The 26,085-nt window shown below is 60.4% G+C and carries 21 protein-coding genes; 8 read left to right on the top strand and 13 right to left on the bottom strand.

All coding sequences use genetic code 11. The features are described 5' to 3' along the window. Positions 1–4: 4 nt before the first annotated feature. Entirely contained in the window at positions 5–2,281 is a 2,277-nt protein-coding gene (locus tag FK267_RS02255) for a DUF262 domain-containing protein (RefSeq protein WP_141406080.1), read from the bottom strand. 587 nt (positions 2,282–2,868) lie between these two features. Between FK267_RS02255 and dcm the strand changes: the two genes are divergently transcribed. Both dcm and FK267_RS02245 read left to right on the top strand, forming a co-directional pair. Beyond that, positions 2,869–4,218, top strand: a complete 1,350-nt coding sequence (gene dcm / locus FK267_RS02250; protein WP_141406078.1) for a DNA (cytosine-5-)-methyltransferase — start codon at positions 2,869–2,871, stop codon at positions 4,216–4,218. A gap of 87 nt (positions 4,219–4,305) precedes the next feature. Beyond that, on the top strand, positions 4,306–4,728 hold the full coding sequence (locus tag FK267_RS02245; protein ID WP_232622489.1) for a very short patch repair endonuclease: 423 nt from the start codon (positions 4,306–4,308) through the stop codon (positions 4,726–4,728). A gap of 258 nt (positions 4,729–4,986) precedes the next feature. Here FK267_RS02245 and FK267_RS02240 read toward each other — a convergent pair whose 3' ends face one another. Both FK267_RS02240 and FK267_RS02235 read right to left on the bottom strand, forming a co-directional pair. Then, a complete protein-coding gene (locus FK267_RS02240) occupies positions 4,987–5,436 on the bottom strand; it encodes an excalibur calcium-binding domain-containing protein (protein ID WP_141406267.1) in 450 nt (149 codons plus the stop codon). A 267-nt stretch (positions 5,437–5,703) separates the two neighbouring features. After that, entirely contained in the window at positions 5,704–6,120 is a 417-nt protein-coding gene (locus FK267_RS02235; RefSeq protein ID WP_232622488.1) for an excalibur calcium-binding domain-containing protein, read from the bottom strand. Positions 6,121–6,564: 444 nt separating this feature from the next. On the opposite strand from FK267_RS02235, the gene FK267_RS02230 reads away from it, so the two are divergent. The 4 genes from FK267_RS02230 (at position 6,565) to FK267_RS02215 (ending at position 9,442) form a co-directional block, all read left to right on the top strand. After that, positions 6,565–7,350 (top strand): CPBP family intramembrane glutamic endopeptidase, encoded by a 786-nt coding sequence (locus tag FK267_RS02230; RefSeq protein ID WP_141406076.1) that lies wholly within the window; start codon positions 6,565–6,567, stop codon positions 7,348–7,350. An 83-nt stretch (positions 7,351–7,433) separates the two neighbouring features. After that, a complete protein-coding gene (locus tag FK267_RS02225; RefSeq protein WP_008732099.1) occupies positions 7,434–7,760 on the top strand; it encodes an ArsR/SmtB family transcription factor in 327 nt (108 codons plus the stop codon). Next, positions 7,757–8,464, top strand: coding sequence for a hypothetical protein (locus FK267_RS02220; RefSeq protein WP_075375361.1), 708 nt, complete (start codon positions 7,757–7,759; stop codon positions 8,462–8,464). Before FK267_RS02225 ends, FK267_RS02220 begins: the two co-directional genes overlap by 4 nt. 339 nt (positions 8,465–8,803) lie before the next feature. Continuing rightward, the gene (locus FK267_RS02215) at positions 8,804–9,442 is read left to right on the top strand and encodes a malonic semialdehyde reductase (protein WP_075375360.1); all 639 of its coding nucleotides are present in this window, start codon (positions 8,804–8,806) and stop codon (positions 9,440–9,442) included. A gap of 173 nt (positions 9,443–9,615) precedes the next feature. Here FK267_RS02215 and FK267_RS13565 read toward each other — a convergent pair whose 3' ends face one another. From FK267_RS13565 to FK267_RS02190, 5 genes are all read right to left on the bottom strand, one after another. Further along, positions 9,616–9,909 carry a LamG domain-containing protein gene (locus FK267_RS13565; protein WP_332840074.1) on the bottom strand — a complete coding sequence of 98 codons (294 nt, stop codon included), beginning with the start codon at positions 9,907–9,909 and terminating at the stop codon, positions 9,616–9,618. A gap of 102 nt (positions 9,910–10,011) precedes the next feature. Beyond that, positions 10,012–10,683, bottom strand: coding sequence for a LamG domain-containing protein (locus FK267_RS13560; protein WP_232622487.1), 672 nt, complete (start codon positions 10,681–10,683; stop codon positions 10,012–10,014). 122 nt (positions 10,684–10,805) lie between these two features. Further along, positions 10,806–11,192 carry a hypothetical protein gene (locus tag FK267_RS02200; protein ID WP_075378963.1) on the bottom strand — a complete coding sequence of 129 codons (387 nt, stop codon included), beginning with the start codon at positions 11,190–11,192 and terminating at the stop codon, positions 10,806–10,808. Positions 11,193–11,317: 125 nt separating this feature from the next. Then, positions 11,318–13,069 (bottom strand): catalase, encoded by a 1,752-nt coding sequence (locus FK267_RS02195; RefSeq protein WP_075374191.1) that lies wholly within the window; start codon positions 13,067–13,069, stop codon positions 11,318–11,320. A 227-nt stretch (positions 13,070–13,296) separates the two neighbouring features. After that, the gene (locus FK267_RS02190; RefSeq protein ID WP_075374190.1) at positions 13,297–13,752 is read right to left on the bottom strand and encodes a hypothetical protein; all 456 of its coding nucleotides are present in this window, start codon (positions 13,750–13,752) and stop codon (positions 13,297–13,299) included. A gap of 227 nt (positions 13,753–13,979) precedes the next feature. Between FK267_RS02190 and FK267_RS02185 the strand changes: the two genes are divergently transcribed. Then, positions 13,980–14,582: a TetR/AcrR family transcriptional regulator gene (locus tag FK267_RS02185; RefSeq protein ID WP_075372097.1), complete on the top strand. Its 603-nt coding sequence runs from the start codon at positions 13,980–13,982 to the stop codon at positions 14,580–14,582. Between the two features lie 110 nt (positions 14,583–14,692). Here the strand turns inward: FK267_RS02185 and FK267_RS02180 are convergent, their stop codons facing one another. The 3 genes from FK267_RS02180 to FK267_RS02170 form a co-directional block, all read right to left on the bottom strand. Continuing rightward, positions 14,693–17,233: a beta-ketoacyl synthase N-terminal-like domain-containing protein gene (locus tag FK267_RS02180; RefSeq protein ID WP_075378961.1), complete on the bottom strand. Its 2,541-nt coding sequence runs from the start codon at positions 17,231–17,233 to the stop codon at positions 14,693–14,695. A 2-nt stretch (positions 17,234–17,235) separates the two neighbouring features. Beyond that, entirely contained in the window at positions 17,236–21,954 is a 4,719-nt protein-coding gene (locus FK267_RS02175) for an SDR family NAD(P)-dependent oxidoreductase (protein ID WP_141406074.1), read from the bottom strand. Between the two features lie 120 nt (positions 21,955–22,074). After that, positions 22,075–23,622 (bottom strand): MFS transporter, encoded by a 1,548-nt coding sequence (locus tag FK267_RS02170; RefSeq protein WP_232622486.1) that lies wholly within the window; start codon positions 23,620–23,622, stop codon positions 22,075–22,077. 186 nt (positions 23,623–23,808) lie between these two features. Between FK267_RS02170 and FK267_RS02165 the strand changes: the two genes are divergently transcribed. Continuing rightward, positions 23,809–24,420 (top strand): TetR/AcrR family transcriptional regulator, encoded by a 612-nt coding sequence (locus FK267_RS02165; RefSeq protein ID WP_075373700.1) that lies wholly within the window; start codon positions 23,809–23,811, stop codon positions 24,418–24,420. Here FK267_RS02165 and FK267_RS13815 read toward each other — a convergent pair. After that, a complete protein-coding gene (locus FK267_RS13815) occupies positions 24,392–25,045 on the bottom strand; it encodes a 4'-phosphopantetheinyl transferase family protein (protein WP_075373699.1) in 654 nt (217 codons plus the stop codon). The two genes, FK267_RS02165 and FK267_RS13815, sit on opposite strands and share 29 nt — an antisense overlap. 210 nt (positions 25,046–25,255) lie before the next feature. Next, positions 25,256–25,966, bottom strand: coding sequence for an anaerobic ribonucleoside-triphosphate reductase activating protein (locus tag FK267_RS02160; protein ID WP_198498186.1), 711 nt, complete (start codon positions 25,964–25,966; stop codon positions 25,256–25,258). Positions 25,967–26,085: the final 119 nt, after the last annotated feature.

Genomic DNA, 26,085 nt, shown 5'->3' with positions numbered 1-26,085 from the left:
GTACTCACCGATTCTCTTCGCAACTCAAGTATGCCAGTTCTGCAAGTCCAGATGTTCCATAGGTTCGCCGTATAGTATCGTCGGCCTCTTCCACAGAGATATCTAGAACCTCAAGGAATTCTTTTGCAACCTTCCCGATGAACTGCCACTGCTGTCGAGACTGAGTTTTGCTCGGTCGCTTCCATGCTTTAGAAGCCTCCTGAATCGCGTACACAGCATCATCGACATCGTCCTCCAACTTGTCTTTACGCACACTATAGGCGGCAGCTAGAGCGATAAATGAAGAAACCAACTGCAACTCTTGCCACCTGCTGCTGGTTTTAAACGGGGCACTCCACGTTTCGTCGGGAAGGATCTGGTGAGCATCAATCGCGCCATCGAGCATCTCCATGACCTTAAGAATACGGTGCCGGTCCCTCAGAGGATCACTTGGATTTTCCTGAATTCGTTTAAGAAGTGCGTTAATTTGGTTAGCCGTCGATCTTCCTCCTATGCCTCCATCTTCGACAAGGAGTGCAGCAACAACCCAGGACAACGCTTTGGTACGTTTGTATCCCGCGGTTTTCATTGCATAAGTTCCGTTGGCGTCTCCCAACGCTTCACCTGTCGAAGAAATTTGTTCCCATGACTCCATGAGGAATGGGGCGACCTTTTCAGGTTCATCAGCATCTCCGCTCGTTACCAGCAGCGCTCGCATGAAATCTAGCTCATGATACGCAGCATTCCGAATCTCTTCGGCGTTGAGACGTTTACCCTGCCGATTGTATAGACTGAACACCTCATGGATTTGCTTGCTGGATGCTTCGCTGTAGATAATTACGGGGATGCGGTACTTCGACTGCCTTTCGAAAAGGTCTCTGACCTTTTTAGTTTCGTCCGCAACCGGAATTGTCAGCATTCGAATTTCTGAGTAGTATCTCCCCTGTACCTGCTCTAGTTCACCCATCAACGTAGATCTGCTTCCCTTTCTGAGAGGAAATGGGAAGTACATAGCCCGCTCAACCGCTGTAGTCAGTCTCGTTGTTTCATGAGAACGCCATTGCTTTTTGAAACTGTTGGCGTAATCGCTTTGGAAACAATCGATGAGATCATCTTCGTCGACTCCCCACTTCTTGGCTTTGCCTCTAACGTTGTCCAGGGCTCGTGGGTGTGAAGCCGTGAATCTAAGGATGGAGGTCAAGCGTTGCTTTCCATCAATGATCTCAAAGTGATCCCCCTCATTATCATTTGTCTTCAGCAAGATTACAGATGGAAGTGGGATTCCTCTGAGAATAGACTCAATAAGTAGCTGTGCGTCTCCTGTCGGCCAAACATCTGCTCTTTGGTAAGAGGGGGATAGGTTGAGGTCTTCCTCATTTGCATGCTCACGAAATTCCGTAATAGGCCAGACGCTGGCTTCGGCTATAATAGGTCCGCTAGTCTCTACTTCTTGTGAGTCTTCGACGTCTTCCCATTTTTCAACCCATTCAGCCGAAGCTGTCGCCAACGTAACAGTGCCTTCGGTCTCGTCTTCTAGGGCGTCGATGAACTCCTCACGTAATTCGTTTGCCTTCTCTAGTCTATTCAGTAGTGTCGTCAGAAGCTCTTCAGTGGACGCGTTTTCTGGATTCTTCAGTCCAAGCAGTTTTGCCAATGACCGATCCGCAGCCTCTGTCGAAGTTGTGTCGATCTCTTCAGGAAGATGTAGCCACCCCTGCACATCGACAAGAAGACTGCGCCAAGATCCTTCTGTCATTTCAGCGACTGAAACGGAATCTGTGCCGCTGGTTACCTCCACTCCCTTTGGGGTTAGCCCAGGTTGCATCAACCCCTTAATTTGTTCAAGAATGTCTACTTCCAATTCTGAGATTGCTTCTTGCATGCTCGTCTCCTCAATGTCGTTCCATTTTGGTGCCGGATTCAAGGCCATGATGTCGCGCACAAAGGCCCGCCACGGTCGCCTACCCGATTTCAACTGTAACTTCACAGCGGAATCAATTAGTAGATTCAGTCCTTTTAATGTCACCGTGTCACCCGAGGACACACAGTCCGCGCCCCAGGTAACTTGCAGTCGTTCGGCGATGAGTCGTCCGCATTCGCCTTTCCCGGCAACATCGTCGAGTTCAAGGCCAACGAATCGCCCCATTGACACTAGCGCCGATTTCTTTTCCTTACTTCCAGGGCCCAGCGGCTCAGCTGGCTGATTCCCGAGAAAGTACATCCTCGCGACAGCATTAGCTTTGCTAGCAGCACTTTGGTAGCCGGATAACTGAGTACTGCTCATAGACTCATCAACATCCATTGTTGATTACCTTAGTTGATAGGGACAGGTGTGGTTAGAACGGCATGGCTAGTATGATTGGTTTTGCCCATGATGCTGGGACGAGCGGTTGGGTGACCTCATTAATTCCTTCAGTTGGTTGATTTCGGTCCGTTCTGCTGAACTGCGGTTGGTCCAGCTACGCTCTACACTGATTCTGCCTCCTGGGCTTTTGAGCGTTGCGTTGCAGATGCGTCAGCCTGGATCGTAGTCCTGTTGAGCCCGCTTCACCGGATGTTGACTAGAACGTAGCTGAGCACCCCAACAGGGGTCCGTTTCGTTAGTATGGACAGATCTTACGATAAGTGCGATCGGTACAGGATGGCCATCAGCAACCACACTGTTGCCCTTACAGCGAGTCACCTCTGCAGTCGCGTGTTTTTGTCAGTATTCATCTGGTCCGCGCCTATTTGTTGCGCTCCGACAGCCTGGTGCGATCCGTGGCCATGCTCGGCAGCGCATCGCAATACTCGACATATAGGCGACACCTTTCAGTAACGACTTTGTGATCTTCTGCAGTTTCGTGAGGTCGGGCCGGCTTTTGGCTCTCAACCGGCTAAGCTTATTCCGTGCCTACCATCCCCTTCTACTACGTTGACCTGTTCGCGGGTATCGGGGGTTTCCACGCGGCCCTGTCTGGGATGGGCGGCCAATGCACCTACGCGGTAGAAATCGACAAGGACGCCGCCCGCATCTACGAGCAGAACTGGGGCATCGGTGCCCTCGGCGACATCACAGTTGATGCGGGCGAACACGGTGTTTCCGAGAGGATCCAGCCCCACGACATCCTCGCCGCCGGGTTCCCATGTCAGCCCTTCTCTAAGTCCGGCGCCCAGGCCGGGATGCTGGACGAGGTGCGGGGCACGCTCTACTTCAACATCCTCAAGATCGTCCAGGAGCGCCACCCCACGGTGCTTCTCCTCGAGAACGTTCGGAATCTTGCCGGACCGCGCCACGCCCACGAGTGGGAGGTCATCGTCGAGTCCCTGAGGGAGGAGGGGTATCGCGTCGCAGACACCCCCGCCATCCTCTCGCCACATCAGCTCGGACCAGAGCGGGGAGGGCGGCCCCAGGTCAGGGAGCGAGTCTTCATCACCGCCACCTACGACCCCAACGGCATCGAGTCAACGGAACCCCAGCCTGTGGCGAGGCCTAGAGAGCTGTACGCGGATGGGCCAGTCGACTGGCAGATAGATGACTACCTGCTCGCTGACGTAGAGGGCTACGACCTGTCGGATGCCGAGAAGGACTGGATCTACGCCTGGGACGACTGGGTGCAGCGGTTTCGCCACCACAATCCGGGGAAGAAGCTACCTGGATTCCCCATTTGGGTCGATGCGTGGCAGACAATCGAGGACCTGGAGATCCAGATCGAGTCGGGCGAGCTCGATGACGTTCCCGCCTGGAAGATGAACTTCCTGCGCAAGAACGCGCAGCTCTTCACCGGCAACGCGGCCTGGTGCCAGGCATGGAAGACCACCTCTGGCGTGAAGAACTTCCCGCCGTCGCGCCGCAAGCTCGAGTGGCAGGCACAGGACATCGAGTCTCTCTGGGACTGCCTCATGCACTTCCGCCCGTCCGGTCTGCGCGCGAAGCCGCCCACCTACGTTCCCGCACTTGTCGCCATCACACAGACCAGCATCGTCGGTAAGAAACGTCGCCGACTGGCACCTCGGGAGGCCGCCCGCCTTCAGGGGTTCCCCGATGAGTTCTCCTTTGCCGGCCAACCTGACGCCAAGACCTACAAGCAGCTGGGAAACGGCGTCAACGTAGGCGTGGTCTGGAACGTGCTCAAGATGCACTGTGAGCGCGACCGCCACATCCTCGAGTCGACAGCGTCCGGCCGCCGTATCCTCAATGCGGTAGATGCCGCTCCAGCAAGTCCTGATGAGGCGGTCCGCAAGCTACTGACGAGGTGATGTATGCAGCCTGCGATATCGGATGATGCCTCGTCCGACCCGCTGCACGCTCCCGAACCGGCACGAGACAAGCCCGCCGATCCGAAGGTGAGCACTCGCTACTCCAACCTGTCACGGCGTGACACCTCCCCTGAGATGGAACTGCGGCGAGCGCTGTGGCGGATAGGACTGCGGTATCGGGTGCAGTACAAGGTCCCGGGGATTCCACGTCGCAAGGTCGACATTGCTTTCCCCGGGAAGAAAGTGGCAGTACAGGTCGATGGCTGCTTCTGGCACGGCTGCCCTGAGCACGGGACCATGCCCGGCCGGAACTCCGAGTGGTGGAGGTGGAAGATCGCGAGGAACCAGGCCCGCGACCGTGACACCGATGAGAAGCTCAACGCCCTTGGATGGACGGTTATCCACATCTGGGAGCACGAGGACTCTGACGATGCAGCAGGGCTCGTAGCCCACGCAGTCACCGCAGCGACCAAGGACCACCAGAGATCCGCTGAAGCCCGGGCCGAGTAGATGGGTACCCGGCGGCAGGGTTCCAGACGAGGCTGCTTGTGTGGAATCCCGGCAACTACTTGTCCTCACGGTAAGGGCTCGAACCAGCGTCAGTCGGCAGCCCAGTCACCTCAGGCAGTGTCAGCGAAGCCTTAAGCCCACGGGCCGCTCCCAGCCGATGTGCGCCGTTCGCGACGCCTGGACGTTGCGAACGACGCACATGGAGCCGGGGAGACTCTCGCGCCACCACCGCTCGAGACGGCAGACCTCGACGGGACCTTACTTGATTTCGCAGGCGACGCCATCCTTGTCTCGATCCAGGTCCTCGCGATACCCGGGATCACCTCGGTACAAGGGAGCAGCGCCTGCTGCCTTTGCAGCCTTGCAGTTGGGGTAGTACGTGCTCTCCTGCTTCGGCTCCGGAGCGGGTGCGGGAGCCGCCCCACCACCGCCACCCTGCGTATCCGCCTCCGGCGTCGGCTCGGGCTCCTGCGTCTCAGGCGGCGTCGAGGGCTCGGGGGGCGGGGCCTGCGTCGTCGGAATCGGCGACGGCGTAGGACTCGGGGTCGGGGATGGGGTGGGACTCGGAGTAGGCGACGGAGAGGGAGTCGGAGTGGGTGACGGCGACGCCGAAGCAGTCGCCGTCGGCGAGGGTGCCGGTACCGGCGAGTCCACATCGTCAGCCACGGATGGAACCCCGCACCCGGCCAGGCCGGCGCAGGTCGCCATGGCAAGGGCCGCAGACACCGACCTCAGCGTCACCTTCTGGCGACAGGACATCGGAGTTGCCGGCCGACCAGCACCGGCGTGGAACGATCGCAAAAAGACGGAGTAGACAGGAAAATTCTTCATGAGAGCCTCGAAAAGGAAAAGTGAAAGACAATGCGTTACGCCACGTCATGCCGCATAGCACTCGACGCGGCATGACGGGACACGCGAAAATGAGATCTGGAGTAGCAAGAGCCGACATTGGCTCGCCGCAGCAATAGTCAGGCCTTACTTATTTTGATCGCAGGCGATGCCGTCCTTATCCCGATCCAGCTCGGGCCGATAGCCAGGGTCACCCTTGTACATCGGTGCAGCCCCGGCAGCCTTGGCGTCGTCACAGTTGGCGTAGAACTCCTTCTGAGGCTCAGGCTCGGGGGTCGTCTCCCCCTGGGAGCCCTCTCCAGAGCCCGAGTCACTGCCACCGAACCAGCCGCTCCCGCCAGACGAGTCGTCCGTCGGCTTCGCAGCGGGCTCCTCAGCAGGCGCCTCCTCGGAGTCAGCGGAGCCGTCACTGCCGGAGTCCTGCTGCGACTCGGCCGGCGCAGTCGAAGACGGAGCATCACTGCTGGTGCTGGCGGTGTCGTCACAGCCGGCGAGCCCGACGCCAAGAACCAGGGCGAGGAGCAGGGGAGCCGAGGTCCTCAACAGCCCCCGCCGCTTCGACGTCGAGGAAGACACTGATGAAACAGACGAACGGGAAAATATGGGAGGAATAGGGGACAAAAAGGGCGCGTTCACGAGAGCCTCGAGTCAGGAGAAGGGATGGTGGGCGGCTAGCCGATAGAATTGAAGCACTCCAGAGGCAGTAATAACTCACGCAGCCATAAAATGCAATCGCATTGATACACACATTTTTCACTGTTGCTGGGAGTAGAAACTGAAATGCGACTGCTTGACAATTGTCCCTTATTTTTACGCTTAGTGCACAGTCTTCCAACCCCACGACAGCCGACCACACATGCGCTCAGGCAGCTCAGCAAGGCTTAGAGAGTCGAACCGGAGTCTGACGAACCAGGGTCCGAGGGGCGCACCGAGGCTCAGCCGCCGGGGCGATGTGGCTCACAGGCCGGCCGCCCCACACTTCCGGCCATGAGCACCTCCCGCACGTCCCTGCCCCAGCAGACGCCAACCGCCTTCGGAGTACCGAATCCTTCGCCGTCGGACTCTGCTCCGGTCTCGGCTCCGACCGCAAGCACCCGGCCCGACCGACTGAGCACCGTCGCGCTGGTCATCTTCACGAGCGTCTACGCCTTCTTCTTCCCCCTCCACCTCGGTCACTTTCTCATCCCTGGGGACGCCGGCCCCGCAACCGGCCTCGCGCTCTACATCGCTCTCTTCGCCGTCGGTTGCGTCGCTTTCCGCCACCCGCTAGCCCGGGCCGCCCGTCAGGTTGCGGCCCGTAAGCGGCGGGCCGTCCTCACTCTCATCGTGGGCGGACTCGCCACCTTGGTGATCGAGCTCGTCGGCGGCCTGGCGTCCTCGGCCCTGCTCAACCTCGCCGGCCTGTCCGGAACAATCCTGCAGAATGACGCCAGCGTTGCCGAAGTCATTCAGATGTTCCCGCCGATCATCATCGTCGTCGTGCTCGGGATCGTGGGGCCGATTGTGGAGGAGATGTTCTTCCGTCAGCTCCTCATTGGGCTCATCAAGCGCTTCGCACCGACCTGGGTGGCTGTTGTCGTCTCCAGCGTCCTGTTCGGTGCGCTGCACATGCACTCGTTCGCGCTCTCCGAGGTACTGAGCGTCATCCCGCACGCCTTCTTCGGGCTCAGCTGCGGGCTGCTCTATGTCAAGACCGACCGCAACCTGCTCTACCCGGCGAGCATCCACTGCCTCAACAACCTCAGCGCCTTCCTGACCCTCCTCCTGCACTGAACGCATCACACTCACCTTCCGCTCCGGGCCCGTTCCAGCTCGTTCAACGCGCGGGCCGACGGCGCCCGGAGTACTATTTCGGTATGTCGCGAAATACCGAATCAGGAGTCTTCGCCGCCCTGGGGCACCCCACACGGCGCGCGATCCTGGCCTTTCTGCGCGATCACGACTACGTCAAGGTCGGCGAGATCGCCGACGCCGTCGGCGTCTCAGGATCAACCCTGTCGGGCCACCTGCGCACGCTGCGCGAGGCCGAGCTGGTCGACACCCGTCGCCGCGGCACCGAGATCCAGTACCGCGTCAACCTCACCCTCATTGACGAGGCCATGCTGCTGCTCGCCTCCCTGGGCGGCACGCTCAAAGCCCCCGATCCCACCGTCCGCCTCGCTCAGGAACGGAGAGAACCATGACAACCGAGAACCGCCCAACTCGTTTTCCCGCCGGAGTTGTTATCGCTGCGGCGATCGCCCTGGCCTTCATGATCGCCTGGAGCGCCGTGCACTGGCCGGAGATGGCGCCCACCATCGTCACACGGGAGGCCGGCGGCAGCCACGGCGCGAGCATCATCCCCCGAGGCTTTAGCGCGTCGGCAATGCCGGTGACCCTCGTGCTGGTCTCCTCACTGATGGCGATCAGCCCCTGGGTGAACACGAAGTTCTCCTCCCTCACCAGCATGCCAATGCCCCGCTACGACCGCAGTGCCGCACGGGTCCGCACCGCGACGCAGGCCGGGCTTTGCCTAGTGATGTGCGCCATGCACGTCTTCGTCGTCGGCCTCCACACGGGCTCCGAGACCTCCGCGCTCACGCTGGTGGCGATGAGCCTGGGCGCCCTGCTGGTCCTTCTGGGCATCTATCTCCCCATCGCGCAGTCCGACGTCGAGACGAATGACTCCTGGCTCAATGCCCTCATCGTCGCTCAACGCTCGATGAGCCGCAGCGCGGGCATCTCGATGGTCGTCGTCGGCCTGGCCACGATTGCGGGCACCACCGCCAGCCCGTGGCTGGGTCTGGCGATCGGAGGCAGCGGAGCAGTAGCCATCACCGTGACCCTTCTGGTTGCCTCCCTGGTCAGGGCCATGCGTTTGAGCAGGCCACGGCACCGCCACCCGTAAGCCGCAGTCACATATCTGCAGCGTCGACGCACCCACCGAGATGTCCCAGAGGGTTCGCATGTTGCAACGACATAAGCAATAGCCTCAACACCACCACAACATCCCCTCGTGTTGTCTGATGTCCACAGGACGGCGCACACCCGCCCACCTGGCCAAGGAAAGACAGAAGAAGCAGGAAGGGAGGAGGCACAGAGCAACGACAAGAACACCTCGGGAGACATCATCCATAGCATCGGGCGGCGGCCAGTAAGGCTGCCTAAGGACTGGTCACCGCCCGAAGGGCCGGTACCCGACCGGCCATTCCACCGCGGGGGAGACGGCACGTGCTTCAATCGAGGCATGGCAGTCGTCTCCCCCGTTCCGGTTCCGGGCCCCGTGCCCGGCGAGTCCGTCCTGACCGAGTCCGATGCCTCGCTGCTGTTCGGCGGGGCACGCACCGCCTACACCTTCACCGACGAACCGGTGACGGACGCCCAGCTGCGGGCGATCCACGAGCTGGCCAAGTGGGCGCCGACAGCGGTCAACGCCCAGCCGTTGCGGGTGGCGGCCGTGCAGTCCCCCGCCGCCCGGGAGCGGATACTGCCCTGTCTTCCTCGCGGCAATCGCGAGCAGGCCGCGGGGGCGCCTCTCACCCTCGTCTGCGCAGCCGATCGGTCCTTCGCCGGGTCCCTACCGCGGCTGCACCCGCGCGGCGAGCGCTACCAGCGGCTGCTGGAGGAGGGCGGGGCGGAGATGCGGGCGCGTTGGGCGCGCACCTCAGCACTGATCCAGACGGCCTACGTCATCCAGGCGATTCGCGCCGTCGGGCTGGCAGCCGGCCCCATGAACGGCGATGACGCCGAGGCATTGGCGGCCGAGTTCTTCGCCGGTCAGGACGTGGAGGTGCTGCTGGTCATCAACGTCGGTCACCCAGGGCCAGACGCCTACCAGGAGCGCAACCCGCGCCTGCCCTTCGAGGAGGTCTATCAGGTGCTATAGCCCAACGGGTCGATCGCGCCCAGGCCTCGGGACCGGGCGGCGTCGGCCAAGCGGGCGTCATGAGTCAGAACCGTGACCGGGTGGCGAGGGTCGTCAAGCAGCGTCGCAGTCGCCAGGTGAATCGCCTCAAGGGACGTGAGCTCACCAGTCAGGGCGCTGCGCAACGCGCCGAGCTACCCCCTGGTGTAGTGGGCGACGTAGTCGATCTGGATGTCGGAGACGGCCGGAGTGAGCGGGCCGGGGACACCGCCGTCGACGGTCTCGTACCATTGGGCGTTCTTGTCGTTGGGATCCATCGCCCCGCTCTGGACCCCGAAGAACATCCGCTTGCTGGAGATGTTCTCACCGACGTCGTCCCGAGTGATCCGGCCCCACTCCTGACCGTCGAAGGTGAAGGCAATGTACTCGTCCTCCACGATGACACCGTACGTGTGCCAACCACCCATGTCAGGGTTATCGCGGCTCACTTGTTTCTGCTTGTGTCCCTTCGGAGTGGCATCACCCCAGTGGTAGGTGCCCACCACCGGCGGACCATGGAAGCGCCCCTCGACGAAGTCGATCTCCGGCGGTCACTCCTGGTCCTCGGGCCACAACAGGATCGCATACCCGATGCCCTTTGCCCGGGGGAACTTGGCGCGCACCTCCCACCGGCCGCGCGAAGCCGCGAAGACCTTGTTGGTCGAGGCACCACCGGCGCTCCACTGACCATCCTGGTACTGGGTGCGGATGATGAGCTCGCCGTTCTGGGTGAAGGAGTCCCTCCTCAACCTCATGCCCATGGCCCCCTGGCCGACAGGCTTACCGCCGTATTGCTCCCAACCAATGTCTTCAATAGAGGCATCAAAACCCTCGAAGAAGTCGACGTTCCAGCCGTCGATCTCGACCTCGGAGCGCCCCCGACCCGAGCCCTCGGAGGGCTGCGAGGGCGAGGCGGTTGCGGCGTCGGACGGGGAGGCGGCGGTCTCGCTCGGCAAGGCGGAGGGCTCACCGGACGGGGCAGCAGTGGTCGTCTCCCCCATGCTCGACGACGGTGCCGCCGGCACGGAGGCATTACCGGCCGGCGGCACCGAGGCCGCCGCACTGGCCGGGCCGCCGGGGGATGCCTGCTCGGTGCCGACACTGGTCGACAGAGCAGCAGCCCCCGGGCCCGCACCCTGGGGCTGGACTGGGAAGCAAGCGGTGACCGTCGCCACGGCGAGACCCGCGGTCATGAGGAGCTGGGTTGCTCGTGCGGGTTTCACGGTCGTCTCCTTTGATGCGGGAACCCTTCCAGCAGATACGAGAAGCCTAACCAGTCGGTAGTTATCGGACAAGACACCCGCGCTTATGAGAGGTCAGCGTGGCGCCGCGGCCCCGCCCGCCGCTACGGCCGGACGATCGAACTGTCATCACTGACGTAGGCGACTGCAAGCCGATGCGTCCAGGCCATCTGGCCGACGATCTTGACGAGCGCGTTCGCATCCGACCAGCCGACACCGACGTAAATGAAGTCAGCGCCGATGGTGTAGTCGGCGACCGGCAGCCCTTCGGCCTCCCGCTCCTCGAGCTCCTCCTCGCTCAGCGCATCGGGGCCGTTGAACGGAGGGAAGACGCGTATGAGGTCTCGGTAGAAGGACCTGATCGCCGGGGTAGAGCCCTCGGTGGTGTAGTAGTCGCGCGGCTCCTCCCAACGGGAGATCTGTTCCCACCACTGCGGGAATTCCTCGTCTGAGACCGCCGCCGGCTCGAAGATCAGGATGTCGTAGCTCATGCCCCGAGGCTAGTAGCGCACCCACCGCCCGACCATGGACACCGCTCCCCACAGCGATCCCCGACGGCGGCCCACCGCCTCCGCTGGGAGATGGCGGGCCACCGTCGGGCACCGGGACGCAGTGCTCAGAGCACGTAGGGGTCGTTCATCGGGTCGGTCAGGGTGGTCGGGTCAGCCACGTTCGTGTCGCGGCCTGCCGGACCGAGGTTCGCGGCCGAGGCGGGGGCCGCGGGCGACGTCGGGACATCGAGCTCGGCGTTGGCGCGGTTGCGCGCGAGCCACAGCTCGTAGGAGTCGGCGGTGGCGCCGCTGAGGTCCACGCTGTCGATGTCGATGCCCAGAGCCTGGGCCACACCACGGCCGTAGTCGGGGTCCGCGTGGTAGCAGTTGAAGATGTGGCGGTGCTTGATCTGCAGGGTCGAGTCACCCATGGCGCGGGCGGTGTTCTCGCACAGGACGAGCTGCTGCTCGGGCGTCATGGCGCGCCAGAGCATGCCGGGCTGGGTGTAGTAGTTGTGGTCGTCCTCGCGGAAGTCGTACATGGCGACGTCGCCTCCGGCCTGGACGGGCTCGGAGAGCTCGCGCGAGTCCTGCCAGTTGCCGTAGGAGTTGGGCTCGTAGGCGTTCTGGGACCCGGCATTGCCGTCCACCCGCATGGCGCCGTCGCGGTGGAAGCCATGGGGGCAGGCGACGCCGCGCGGGGAGTTGACCGGAATCTGGTGGTGGTTGACGCCGAGGCGGTAGCGCTGGGCGTCACCGTAGGAGAAGAGGCGGGCCTGGAGCATCCGGTCCGGCGAGTATCCGATGCCGGGCACGATGTTCTGGGGCGTGAAGCCGGCCTGCTCGACGTCCTGGAAGTAGTTGTCGGGGTTCCTGTTGAGCTCGAGGACGCCGACTTCCTGGAAGGGGAAGTCCGCCTTGGGCCACATCTTCGTCAGGTCGAAGGGGTTGAAGTCGGTCAGGGCCTCGGCCTGCTCAACGGTCATGGTCTGGACGTACATGGTCCAGCGGGGGTACTGGCCCTTCTCGATGGACTCGTACAGATCACGCTGGTTGGACTCGCGGTCCTCGGCAATGACGGTGGCGGCCTCCTGGTCCGTGAGGTTGGCAAGACCCTGCTGGGAGCGGAAGTGGAACTTCACCCAGGTGCGCACGCCCTCGGCATTGATGAAGGAGTAGGCGTGCGAGGAGAAGCCGTGCATGTAGCGGTAGGACAGCGGGATGCCGCGGTCGGACATGGTGATGGTCACCTGGAGGAGCGACTCGGGCAGGCTGGTCCAGAAGTCCCAGTTGGTGTTGGGGCTGCGCAGGTTGGTGCGGGGGTCGCGCTTGACGGCGTGGTTGAGGTCGATGAATTTCTTGCCGTCGCGGAAGAAGAAGACGGGGGTGTTGTTGCCGACGACGTCCCAGTTTCCCTCGGAGGTGAAGAAACGCATGGCGAAGCCGCGGATGTCGCGCTCGGCGTCGGCGGCCCCGCGCTCGCCGGCGACGGTGGAGAAGCGCATGAAGAGCTCGCACTGGTTGCCCTCGGCGGAGAAGATCGCGGCGCGGGTGAGCTGGGGGATGGCGCGGGTGACGGTGAAGGTGCCCCAGGCGCCTGAGCCCTTGGCGTGCATGCGGCGCTCGGGAATGACCTCGCGGTTGAAGTGGGCGTGCTTCTCCAGCAGCCAGGCGTCCTGGAGGGCGACGGGGCCGCGAGGCCCGGCGGTCATGGAGTCCTGGTTGTTGTAGACGGGCGAGCCGTTGGCCATCGTCATGCGGCCCTGGCCGACGGCGTTGTTGCGGCTGGGCAGGTGCTCGCCGAGGCCGGCGCGGGACATGGGGCAGCCGGCGGGAGCACCGTCCTGAGGGGTCTCGGGCAGGTTGGTGTCGTTCATGAGTATCTCCTTGCTCGGCCAGCGGGCCGGGGTGTCGCGACGCGCGAGGTGCGCCTGAGCCGGTCAGGGCGCCGTGGGTACTGCTGACCGCTGTCAGCCGCGACGACGAGATGACCGCCTGTCAGCAACTATAGCCGAACAATAAGGAGATGTCTCAGTAGTTGCTCCACTGAATGGGATCACTAATGTGTAGGTGGGTGTCGGCCGCCGCGCTCACGCGGCCGGTTTCACCTTGTGGCGTGCTGGACGACGTAGTCCACCCGGACGCTGGAGGCGGGCTGCGCCGGCTGGTCCGGTGGCCGCACGATCGCTCCGTCGTCGCTGACGTACGCCACGGCGAGCCGGTGCGTCCAGGCGAGCTCGCTGACGGTCGTCACCAGCGCATTGGCGGCCGACCAGCTGACACCGACGTAGACCAAGTCTTCGCCAATGGTGTAGTCGGCGACCGGCAACCCCTGGGCGAGACGCGCATCGACCTCGTCATCACTCAGCGCGTCGGGGCCGTTGAACGGTGGGAAGGTGCGGATGAGGTCGCGGTAGATGGACCTGATCGCCGGGGTGGAGCCGTCGATGGTACTGAAGTCGCCCGGCTCATCCCACTGAGCGACCGCCTGCTCCCACCACCGGGGGAAGTCCTCATCGGTCGCGCAGTCCGGCTCGAAGATCAGGAGGTCGTAGCTCATGCTTCGAGGCTAGAAGCGCGCCCCGCCAACGACCATGAACACCGCTCCCCACAACGACCTCCTCCATCTACGAACGCCAGGCTGGTAGCGGACAGCCCCTCATCCCGACGACCGCCGTGTTACGCGCCTCAAAAAGCCCAACAACGCTGGACTTCGACGCCGAGTATCATGAGCAACATAACAATTCGCCCACCTCACCATAGGTCGTTCTCATAAAAGGGGGACCCATGGCTTCACAGCCGACAAGCCGCACCACTCGCACATCCTCAAAAAAACTAGTGCCCACCGTCGTTCAGGCGGCCACGGACCTCCTGGAGAACAAAGGCGTGCAGGCGGTAACCATCCGCGCTGTGGCAGCGCAGGCACACGTGTCGCCGGCCAGCATCTACAACCACTTCGGGGACAAGCAAGGCATCCTCGATGCTATTGCCGAGCAACACTTCTCCGTCATGGTCAGTCGATTGCGCGAGATAGCAGAACAAGATCCTAAAACTCGCCTCCGTCAAGCAGGCATCGTCGTTCGCCAACTCATGCTGGCCACCCCTCAAGCCTATGAACTGATGTGGGTCACTCGCCCGGGACCTGCCGCTCACGATGCTTTCACACAACTCATCCACATCGTCCAGTACGGGCAAGTGGCAGGTGTCTTCATCAAAGATGACCCAAGAAAACTAGCTGAAGCAATATGGGCCAGCGTTCAAGGTGCGATATTCATTGAATGGCAGCACCAATCCGCTGCGCGAAGCTCTTCCGATCACGTAACAACACTCGACGACGATGCCTACAATATTCTTCTAGACGTCGTCATTCGCGGAATAAGCCGAAGTTGATATAACCGCCTCATGGCATGATATAGATAACCATCCAGGTAAGAAACGGGGTGTGCGGGGCTCCCGACTAAGGCGATCGAGAGCCCCGCACGAGTAGATCAAAACTCGATCTACTTGCGGACGAGTTCCTCTTCTCGACCGCGTTGACCGAGGAACCTCCAGATCACCTCGGCCAGCTCCATATCGGAGTCCAGGACGGCCATCCGAAAACGACCACACCCATTCTCCTTGTCTGCGTTCGCCACGGCGGGACGGGAAAGCAGACGCAAGCCTTCTTCAGGAGAGTCGGCTGCCGCCAGGTGCAAGCTCGTCGACATTGATGCCGATTCGCCATCCGACTTCTCGTCATATGAGAGTACTGTGCCATAGACGCCCACGCTGTACCCAAACTTCCGACCTGACTGAGCAACAGTAGCTTGCTCACTCCAACCGGAGTCGTTTTGAGGAGTGGCCATCGTCTCGAGCACCCAACCAGCATTCGCCGAGTTACTGAATCCTCCGTCATGTTCGACCTCTGAAACAGTCTTCACCTCAACAACAGCCAAGACCTCCTCTGGATGCTTCCGCGCCCACTCAAGAGAGCGCACGAGCATAACGGAAGCGTTACGGCCTTGAGACGCCAAGCCTGCAGCTCGATGCACACGGGACCTCGACGCAAAAGCGGAACCCACGATCATCTGATCGCACTCCCCTGCATCAAGATAGCGAGCCGCGAGGTCAACAGACGCCGCAAACGATGCTTCTCCGGCATCCAAGACCATTGATGGCCCACGAACATCGAAGACATTAGCAAGACGGCCGGCAACAATGTTGTCCATATACCCCGGCAGAGACGCCTCTACTGTTGCAGGAATAGACGAGGCAATCTTTTCAACACCAGAGACTACGGTTTCGATGTCTCGACTGTCCACACTTTGAGTGGAACGCAGCGCTGAAACAACTTCAGGAAGTCTGATCTTGAACGACCGACGAGCGAGAACCTCAAGACCCGCAGGCTGCCCTAGCACTATCCCACAACGATCCGGATCAATCTGCCTTTCAGCAAGCAAGCGCCTTGTCGCCTCCAGGGCCAGACGCTGTGCGCCATCCATATGCGGAACCAGGACCGGAGGAACCTTAAAATAGCGCCAGTCGAAGTCAATGTCGTCATCAAGAAGTGTACCATTGTCCATGGCAGTCGCCTGACAGCGCCCGGTAGCGACAATAGCTACGGCTCGGCCGTTCCCGGATGGCCGCACAGCGTCAGACTCCGCTCTTACGAGATTGGCGTGGTACTGCTTATCAAACTGCTCAACGCAGACCGACGAGTTCACTCCACCAAAACCGAATGCATTGACCAACGCTCTACGAGGCCGGGAATCACTAACAGGCCATGTAGCAGACTCTCGATGAAGAGCAAAAATGTCGGGATTCTCCCTGATGAGCTTGTGAGGTGTCTTCACGCCATGAACAGGCGCGAAGCACTCATGCTGCATGCAAAGCAGAACCTTAACAAGATTGGCTATGCCTGCAGCCGGGAAACCATGCCCCGTAAGTGACTTAACCGACCCTAAAGATACTGGACCTGAGCAACGACCGGAAGCGATTTCCTTGACAGAAAGCAGCTCCTCCGTATCTCCCGCCTTTGTTCCAGTTGCATGCGTCTCGATATGATCGATATCATCAGCAACGAAGTTACCGCCCTCCATTGCCTGCCTCATGGCCGACACCTGGCCTCGCATGTTAGGGGCATATATTGCCCTACCACGACCATCAGTACGAGTCGCGCTACCACGGATCACTCCATATACCGTCATCCCATGCTCTAGTGCATAGGCTAACGGGCACAGCAGCACGGCTCCAGCACCCTCGCCGGGAACAAGCCCCGAAGCGTTCTCATCCAAGGGTGTCGAGTCAGTTTCCGAGAGACCACCAATTTTGGAGAAGCTGACGTTTCCTGTGATCGCCATGTTCGCCATTGCCCCAACGGCAAGAACAAAAGGAGAGGTACGATCATGTAGATAACGAGCAGCCGCGTCAACGACCAGCAAACCGGATGCACAAGCTCCATCGACAACAAGAGCCCTATCTTGCAAACCAAGTAACGTGGCGACCGGATGCGCAAGAGCAGACGGGACCACTCCGACAGAATCGGCATTAGCATCCACTACCGGAAGTGAATGATCGAGGCTGGCCTCGTAGGGCCGACGTTCTTCAGGGTCCGGAACAGCCTCCTGGAGAGCGAGCCTGGCGATCTCGCCAAGAACCTCATGATCGTACGCCTCGTCGGCCAGCATGTTTCCCACAATGAGAGAAATTTCCTTCAGCCTGCTGTCTCCCGGCACCATCCCTGCCATGCCGAGTGCCTGAATCGCTGTATCTAGAATGAGCATTTGCGTGCGATTGAGTTTTTCAACCGCTGCGTAGGAGCACCACCTACCGGGACGTACAGTAAAGTCGTCTAACAGCCCCCCAAGTCCACAATACGTGCGCTCTGGTGCAGTGCGGTCGGCATCTAGATACCCACTGTAGTTCCATCGCTGATCGCGCGCGCTTTTAATTCCACTACGCCCCTGAATAATGGTGTCCCAGTACGACTCCGCACCATTAGAACCACCAGGGAGATCGCATCCAAATCCAATAACGGCAAGAGAAGAGTATGACATAGACATAATCAGATCCTTGGAGAAGTAGTGTTGCTAAGAATATCCGCAGGTTCAGGCATGCTGCCGATCGCAGTCAGGCGAATATGCTCGCCGCTGCAGAGCAGGTAGCCGTTTTCGTCAACGATATCGAGCCGCATGTCAAAACCATCCTCATAGTCTTCGAGAACAGTCATCTTTCCGAAGCAACGCTCGCGCACCTGAGGGCAGCGATACATTCGCGCATTCTTCATTTGCGTCGGAACAACATACTGGCCATTGCGCCACAGCTGCCGCATCAGGGCGAACCTTCCAACATTGTCAACGAGAATCGGGTTGCACCGGAAGTTCGGATCGGCGACATCAGAGAACAGTCCTGGGATCCCCGGAATCTGAAGTTCCCCGACCACTATGTTCTCATCGACAAGAAAGGCGCTATTCAGGTAGCGGAACGTTGGCCCGAATGATATGAAGCTATCAGTCAGTGCATAGTACTTATCAATGTCAAACTCACCGATCACATCATCGAAGATATGCTCAACGTCAAGCACAGGCTCTTTAGCTGATACTGGCTCGTCAAGGAGACGGAATGTAGCGCTCGACTGTGGTCTTCTTGGATCGAGCACATATCCGCCCGGTGTACGGAATACAGAAGTCAATTCCGTGTCGATCCGCTTTTCATCCACACGTTTAGCGTCAACATGGATCGTCACACGATCCCGATCTCTGCATTTAAGGAATGTCTGGAGATCAAGTTGATCGAGTTCAATTCCGGCATACTGGTCGCCAGCAAGCAGGAGCGCGGTTTCAATCTGGGTCTCGAAATGCAGCACCCCAGGAAAGGTTGCGGTTCCTTTAACCAGATGATCAGGAAGATAGCGATCACGCTCAGTCCACAGGACTCGAGTCGTTTGAAGCCCCGACTCAGTAGTCTCAGCATAATCAACCATGGGGAATGAGCTCCGGTTGACAATCATTCCAGACTTATCCATCAGCGCACTCAGCTGCGTGCCACTCTTCGTCAGCTCCGGCACCTGAGCAGCAGGACGATTTTTTCCAAGCTCCCCAAAGTAGAGCACTTCAGGATTCGCCGTCCCAAGCTCTATCTCATCGATGAAGTGGCGAACTCCATCGGCGACAGACATATATGTCATGCCACGCTCGTTTGCCTGAACTGAAACGACTTCAGGATTAGTCGCCATTCCTACCTCGCCCCAAGCGGTCCATTCCATGGTGATGAACGGGATGGTACGAGGATTTTGCGACTGCGACCGAGACATGATGTGTGCCATCTGCGCCAGCAGTGAGGCGCCGGCAGTGTAATCCGACTGGCCGTCCATACCAAATCGCCCAGAAATAGATCCGAAGGATATAAAGGCGCTTAGATCATCTTCAGCTGTGGCCCTCAGGAGGTTCTGAAAACCTCGGGCTTTCACAGCTATAGCCTTGGCGGTCTTCTTGAGAGACTTACGAGGTATGGCACCGAATGACTCAAGGCCGGCTCCGTGCACAATGGCGCCGATCTTTCCGAACCTGCTACGAGCTTGGGCCATCGCCTTGTCAACCTGATCTGGATCAGACACGTCGCATACAAGGTAGTGAATCTTGTCAGTGCGAGACTCAATGTCGGCCAGATTAGTGACAAGCTGACGAGTGTAAGTGATTCTCCTGTATTCGTCGGAGAGCTCGGCGACGCTTGCCTCCGGACGTCGAGTTCTCCCCTGACGCATCACTTCAGCACGGGCATTTGCCCAGTCCTCGTCACTGTAGGCCAACCATGGTTTCATCTCCGGATCGTCGGGGTCTGAGCGCCCAAGGAGGACAACTGGAATGTTTCGCTGCTCTGCCAAAGCCAGCGCGCACTCACGGACGATGCCACGGGAACCACCAGACATCACAACGCAAGAGTCTGTCGAAAGGGACTGCCGTACTGCGCGGTCAGAACTCGATACTGGCACGGGAAGAACGCGTACCGTATACCGATCTCCTTCAATATAGCCTATCTCGATTTCTTCATTCACAGCCTTGTGAGTCAACTCGGTTCTGAGAGCACCAGCCAACGAACTAGGCTCAACCACGTCAAAGTCGACAATTCGAGTATGCATCTGCCTCAGTTCGAGAGCCAAGGTCTTGACAAATCCTGCGGTCAGTCCGCCGATAGGATCGCCGACGGTTCGCAAGTCCATCCCTGACATACCACCACTGGACGTCACCGAGATCCATGACGCATGCTCTCCATGTGACTGCAGGGTCTCATAGGTTGCTTGAGCAACGCTGAATACGGTTGTGTACTGGCCTTCAACATCTTGCCACCAGGCGTCACCCTCGGACAGTATGTCGGCGTGCGGACGCAGGACGGATAGATCCACGACGGTAGACACTCGGCGAAGACGATCCGAGGAAGTCAGACGTTTTATAGTCGCTTCCGACGCATCCCCGGGAATCTCGATGACTGTCAAGCTCAGTTCTTCAAGAACTTTCCTCACGGCATCATTGACAGACTGATCTGCCGCTGTTACTAGGATAGCGTCACCGGGGAGAATTGTACGCTCAGCTCCAAGAGACTTGATCCGAACCGACTGAGGAACGTATCGATGTGCAGTTCGAGAGGATTCGTCTTCGTACTTGATAGTGACTGAGTCCAGTTGGGCGTCGGATGCTCCGGCTTCCGTCCGCTGAGCATCAGCAACCTCGACGTTCTGGGAGCCGAACAGCACCTCAGCGATATCAGACACGCTCAAGGCCTGACTGAAGTCCAGCTCCTTGACGTCCACACCGAGCACCTCACCGACGTGCCCCACAACCTCAACACGCTTGACCGAGTCAATCCCCAGATCCGCCTCCAGATCCAGATCGGCCTCAATCAGCTCAAGCGGATACCCCGTACGCTCAGCAAAAGCCTCACGCAAGGCAGTACACACCGCATCCATGTCAACACCGGCACCATCCCGAGTCTCCTCAACGACTCCAGACCCCGGCGCCTCAAACACCTCACCCTGAGCATCAACAACCTCGACGTTCTGGGAGCCGACCAGCACCTCAGCGATATCAGACACGCTCAAGGCCTGACTGAAGTCCAGCTCCTTGACGTCCACACCGAGCACCTCACCGACGTGCCCCACAACCTCAACACGCTTGACCGAGTCAATCCCCAGATCCGCCTCCAGATCCAGATCGGACTCAATCAGCTCAAGCGGATACCCCGTACGCTCAGCAAAAGCCTCACGCAAGGCAGTACACACCGCATCCATGTCAACACCGGCACCATCCCGAGTCTCCTCAACGACTCCAGACCCCGGCGCCTCAAACACCTCACCCTGAGCATCAACAACCTCGACGTTCTGGGAGCCGACCAGCACCTCAGCGATGTCAGACACGCTCAAGGCCTGACTGAAGTCCAGCTCCTTGACGTCCACACCGAGCACCTCACCGACATGCCCCACAACCTCAACACGCTTGACCGAGTCAATCCCCAGATCCGCCTCCAGATCCAGATCGGCCTCAATCAGCTCAAGCGGATAACCCGTACGCTCAGCAAAAGCCTCACGCAAGGCAGTACACACCGCATCCTTGTCAACACCGGCACCATCCAGAGTCTCCTCAACGACCCCAGACCCCGGCGCCTCAAACACCTCACCCTGAGCATCAACAACCTCGACGTCTGTGGGCGCCACACTTCCAGAGCGAACCCAGGACAATGCTGTGAGAACATCTCGCGTGCGATCAGCATGAGCAGGCCCGTAGTCGAGATGCATAACGGACACATCACCAAGATTCATTTGAGAAGACACAAGTTTACTCAGCACAGAACGCGGGCCACAGTCAAGATACATGTCGACCCCGGCATCCTGAGCGACCTTGAGACTGTTACGGAAGTCAAATTGAGTGATCAGCTGAGCGGCAAGAAGACTCGGAAGCGCCTCAAGTGAATCAGAATCGACATATCCTCCGAATACCGATGAGACGACCGGCGTCATCGGAGCAGTCCAGGAGTACTGCTTAAGGCGTTCCTCAAAAGGAGCGACCGCCTCGGCAAGAACCGCGCTATGGAACCCAACACCGATAGGAAGCAGTGTTGAAGATACACCAGAGCGCTTCAATTCCTCACGGCAGGAGATGACCAACTCGTGCTCTCCGGATACGACGACCTGTCGGGGACTGTTGATCACTCCCACCGAAATCGCCCCACGAGACGCGTGCGCGGCAACAGCACGTCGCACGACGGCAATTTGCGAATCATCATCAAGAAGCACTGCCAACATGGCTCCACGGCGATCTTGAGGGATATCTGCCACGCATTCAGCGCGATCAATGACCATTCGAAGGCCCGTCTCCGCAGTCAGAACACCCGAACATACCAACGCTGCATACTCACCAAGACTGTGCCCCACGAGAAGACTGGGATGCAGCGAGTACTCCTCCGCCATCAGAGCCCCACCTAAAGCGGCGGTGAAGATCGCCGGCTGAGTCACACAGGGATGCTCGATTGGAAAACGTGCATTGCCGCGCACTGCGTCGGTGAGCCGATAACCGCAGCGCTCATTAACGACCTCATCGGCCATTTCAATCAATTTTCCCGCGGAGGACGAGCCCTTCAGATAGGTGTCAAACATTGTAGATGAATGAGTCCCATGACCCGGGAAGAGGAATCCAAGCCCGCCGACAACGGATTGCGTGTCACTAACAAGCACTCCCGCCTGCCTTAATTCCCTGATCATGTCTTTTTCATATGCCTGGAGGTTGGCTTCCATGATACGCCCTTTCGCGCGTAGTACTGTTCTTCTATTCACTCACGCCGGACCTGGCGCGGCTCAACTGGGCGAGTCGAGGAATATTCGCCCATGAACACAAGTATGTTTTTCGATCTCCTTTCAGACGCTATTCTGACGCCCCCTGGGCAGGGCAATTACTGCAATGAGCGCCCCAGCCCACGCCACACAAGCCACTACCCAGCCTGCCTGATGAACCGTATCCATAAAGGCGTTGACAGCAGCCTCTTTAAAGAGGCCTTGAACAGTTTCCGGCATGTACTTCGCTACTGTCATCGCAGCAGTGATCGAGTTGTCTGCCTGATCGAGAGCCTGTTGCGGCATCAACCCGGACACCGCCGAATTCAGGGAATCTGAGAACTGAGAGGCGACAATAGATCCCAGAACAGCCACTCCAAGAGTTCCCCCGATTTCGCGGGTGGTGTCATTCATGGCGGAAGCAGCCCCGACTTGATCCTTACGTACCACGCCCATGATTGCACTCGTCGCAGGCGCTTGGACTAGCGCAAGACCAGCAGCCATGATCACCATCGCAGGAACGATCATCTGCCAGTACGCAGAATCAGCCTCCAGGACTGTAACTCGCCAGAATCCCAGGCCCATAATTCCCAGACCGACTCCGACGACCCATCCCGGCCCCAGCCGACGTGAAAGGACTGAAGCGATCGGCGAAACGACTGCCATCACGATAGCAAACGGCAAGGTCGCCACGCCGGCCATCAGAGCGCTGTAACCCCGCACGTCCTGGAAGTACTGCGTGATGATGAAGATGAATCCAAAGAGGGCGAAAAATGCTGCGGCAATCGACACGGCACCTGCGGAGAACTCCCTGCGGAAGAATAGACGGACATCAATCAGGGGGTGCGGCCAATGCAGTTCCCAAGCCACAAGTGCAGATACACAGATGGCGCCAACAATGAAGGCCGTTGTCACAGCCCCTGAGGTCCAGCCACGATGAGGACCCTCGATGATTCCCCACACCAGCGCCCCTACTCCGATGGCGGACAGAATAGCGCCCACTACATCAAACCGTGCCTTTTCGCTGGAACGGGACTCGGGCACCGCCACAAGCACGGCAGGAACAGTGATGAGAGCCAGCGGCACATTAACCCAGAAGATAGACTCCCATGAAAAGTGCTCTAGCAGAAGACCGCCAAGGATTGGCCCCAGGGCGATGCCAAGCCCGGAAGTCGCCGCCCACAGTCCCACTGCCAGCCCCTTTCGTGGAGAACCTTCGAAGGTAGTCATGATGAGTGAGAGCGTGGCGGGATAGACGAGTGCAGCGCATATGCCAAGTAGCGCACGGCACGTTGTCACCGCATCCAAGGTGGTGCACAGCGCCGTTGCGCCACTCACCACGCCGAACGCGGCCAGTCCAATGACCAGAACGCGCCGACGCCCTATGCGGTCACCCAGGTGGCCTGCAGGCAGGAGCAGGCAGGCGAAGGCCAAGGTGTAGGCATCAACGATCCACTGCAGCCCAGTGGTTGATGCATTGAGGTCACGCGCGAAGGTAGGGATGGCGACATTGACGATGGTGTTGTCAATGACGACCAGCAGCTCGGCCAGGCACAGCGCAGCCAGAGCTGCTGCACGAAGACCACGCCCTCGACTCGGCGCCTGCGCACGCCTAACGGGCGTCTGCGACACAAGCGGCGCCTGAAGCATGCCCGTTGACTGGGGGGCGATAGGCGGAGGTGGAACGACTGAAGTCATGAGGCTCCTCGATTCGTAGAACGATGTTCCAGTAGGATGTAACAATGTTCTACACTAATGGACACTTGCTCCACAACCCCAACCCACCGATCACCACATACTGAGACGAAAGTTGGACACATGGCCTCTGATCAGCACAAACGCCCTCACAAGCGCACGTCAACCCAGCTGCTGACATCCAAAGTGATTCATGCCACGACGGAGCTGCTGGAGGAGAACGGCCCGCAAGCTGTCACTATCCGCGCCGTTGCCGCCCGCGCTCAGGTCGCCCCGATGAGCGTCTATAACCACTTCGACGACAAGCAAGGACTGCTCCATGCCGTCGTCGAGGAACGCTTCGCCATCATGACGCGCGCCCTGCGCGACATCTCCGAGTACGATCCCCTTGCCCGGCTCAGGAAGGCCGGCACGATTGTTCACGAGCTCATGCAGGCCAACCCGCGCTGCTACCAGTTCATGTGGACTACCCAACCAGGCCCTGAGGCCCGCAACGCCTTCACCCAGCTGATTGAGATCGTCAGATACGGTCAAGCCGCCGGCGCCGTCATTGATGTCGAGGCCCACTCCCTCGCCAATGCGATCTGGGCCTGCGTCCAAGGCGCGTTCTCAGTGGAGTTCCTTTACGGGGCAAGGGATTCCACGTCCTCGGACCGGGTCACTCAGGTCAACTATGACGCTCTCCTGGACCTGATTGAACGAGGTGTCAGAACCTCGGACGATCGCAGCACATGACAGCGACCACCGCGAGTACGAGTCCGTTACTGCGCCGCCACCTCCCGTTCATCGCGGGATACCCGTCCCGTCCATGGACCACGAATCCACCTTTGTCAACGAATCGCACCGTAGAGAGACGGAAGTCCCGCGTGGGAGCCCCCATCGAGACGAAGGCCTTGGCGGCCGCCTCCTTGGCACACAGAAGCGCCACGAGTGCATTCACATCATCCGGCAAGCGATCAGCGGGCATGACCAGTGCCCGAGCGACGTCGGCACTGAGCGCTCGATCGGGCTCCGCATCGATACCCAGCGCGCTCACCTGCGACCTCATTCCAACGGCTGCGGCACGCAGACCCGGACAGTGAGTAATAGAGCCGATCACGCCCTCGGGCCAGCACGGCTCTCCGTGAGCCCCGGAGAGTACAGGCCCAGAAAAACCAATCTGCTCCATCGCATCGTGTGCCAGTCGACGCCCTGTCGCGAACTCCGCGGCTCTCGTAGGGGATGAGCGCGCAACCCGAGCAGCTTCTCCGGGCAGAAGCGTCAATCGCGGATCGGACGGGAAGTCGTCATCGCCCCGGGACTCGGCGCACGACACCCCTCGAGGGCACAGATCGCCGAAGAGCAAGTCCGTATCTACCATTACTGAACTCTCCACGATCGCCCTGCGGGAACTCCGCCCCGTACCTGCCCGACACCGCCAGTCCCCGCGCACCTGCGCCAGCGTAGCCGTAGCAGGGATCTCCACACTGGCGATTGGCGGGCCCAATCGGCGGGCTCATCGTGCGAGCGCCTGGATGTCACCCAGCGACGCGGGACAGTCACGCTCAGCCAGGTCATCATTCTCCCCAGCCTACGCCGGGCGGTAGGTGAAACGATCCCAGCCCAGAGCCTCGATGCGCTCGGCCATGCGCTCGCACGTCCCGTCCCAGCCGGGTGCCACGACGTCGAACTCGCCGCTCGTCCCCTCAGAGCGGGCCTGCTGGAGGGCGTAGACCCGCGCCCCCGCCGCGTGCACCCGTCGGGCCACCTCGACGGCGTCGTCGGCCGTCACGTCCCCAGGCACCACGGTGGTGCGCACCTCGAAGTCGGGCCCGCCGCAGCCGGCCGCCTCGATGAGCACCTCCAGGCTCTCCCAGGCCCTCGCGGCCGCGTTCGCCCGGGCGACCACCTGCCCGTAGTGCTCGGGCAGAGCCTTGATGTCCAGCCCCACCCAGCTGACGAGCCCGGCCGCGATCATGTCGTGCAGCCGCCGCGGGTAGGGCCCGGCCGTGTGCAGTCCCACCTGGAAGCCCATGTCGATGACCTCGCGGGCGGCGTCGGCCAGGGCGTCCTGGCGCAGCGCCTCACCTCCGGTCAGCACGACGCCGTCGAGCAACCCCCGCCGGCGGCGCAGCAGGGCGCGCACCTCCTCCCAGGCCACCTGGCCGGGCGTGCGGGTGGGGATGAGGTCCTGGTTGTGGCAGTAGAAGCAGTTCCAGGGGCAGCCCTGCAGGAAGACCGTCGCGGTCAGGTGGTCGGGCCAGTCGACCGTGCTCATGGGGACGAGCCCGGCGATCACCAGGTCGTCGGCGGGCCGGCGGTCGGGGCAGACGGAAGCGCCCCGGCCCGCACCGTCCTCAGTGACCCGGGCCAGCCGGGCGGTGTGCGAGTCGGTCGGCGGACGTGTCTGCGGTGAGGTCA

The organism is Actinomyces oris, assembly GCF_006546825.1.
Classification (GTDB): Bacteria; Actinomycetota; Actinomycetes; order Actinomycetales; family Actinomycetaceae; genus Actinomyces; species Actinomyces oris.
This window is presented reverse-complemented; position numbering and strand designations above follow the sequence as displayed.

Bases quoted from the DNA above. Each gene is read 5' to 3' on its own strand.
- FK267_RS02255 (WP_141406080.1), bottom strand. From the start codon at position 2,281: ATGGATGTTGATGAGTCTATGAGCAGTACTCAGTTATCCGGCTACCAA.
- FK267_RS02240 (WP_141406267.1), bottom strand. From the start codon at position 5,436: ATGGCGACCTGCGCCGGCCTGGCCGGGTGCGGGGTTCCATCCGTGGCT.
- FK267_RS02230 (WP_141406076.1), top strand. From the start codon at position 6,565: ATGAGCACCTCCCGCACGTCCCTGCCCCAGCAGACGCCAACCGCCTTC.
- FK267_RS02225 (WP_008732099.1), top strand. From the start codon at position 7,434: ATGTCGCGAAATACCGAATCAGGAGTCTTCGCCGCCCTGGGGCACCCC.
- FK267_RS02220 (WP_075375361.1), top strand. From the start codon at position 7,757: ATGACAACCGAGAACCGCCCAACTCGTTTTCCCGCCGGAGTTGTTATC.
- FK267_RS02215 (WP_075375360.1), top strand. From the start codon at position 8,804: ATGGCAGTCGTCTCCCCCGTTCCGGTTCCGGGCCCCGTGCCCGGCGAG.
- FK267_RS02200 (WP_075378963.1), bottom strand. From the start codon at position 11,192: ATGAGCTACGACATCCTGATCTTCGAGCCGGCGGCGGTCTCAGACGAG.
- FK267_RS02195 (WP_075374191.1), bottom strand. From the start codon at position 13,069: ATGAACGACACCAACCTGCCCGAGACCCCTCAGGACGGTGCTCCCGCC.
- FK267_RS02190 (WP_075374190.1), bottom strand. From the start codon at position 13,752: ATGAGCTACGACCTCCTGATCTTCGAGCCGGACTGCGCGACCGATGAG.
- FK267_RS02185 (WP_075372097.1), top strand. From the start codon at position 13,980: ATGGCTTCACAGCCGACAAGCCGCACCACTCGCACATCCTCAAAAAAA.
- FK267_RS02180 (WP_075378961.1), bottom strand. From the start codon at position 17,233: ATGTCTATGTCATACTCTTCTCTTGCCGTTATTGGATTTGGATGCGAT.
- FK267_RS02175 (WP_141406074.1), bottom strand. From the start codon at position 21,954: ATGGAAGCCAACCTCCAGGCATATGAAAAAGACATGATCAGGGAATTA.
- FK267_RS02165 (WP_075373700.1), top strand. From the start codon at position 23,809: ATGGCCTCTGATCAGCACAAACGCCCTCACAAGCGCACGTCAACCCAG.
- FK267_RS13815 (WP_075373699.1), bottom strand. From the start codon at position 25,045: ATGGTAGATACGGACTTGCTCTTCGGCGATCTGTGCCCTCGAGGGGTG.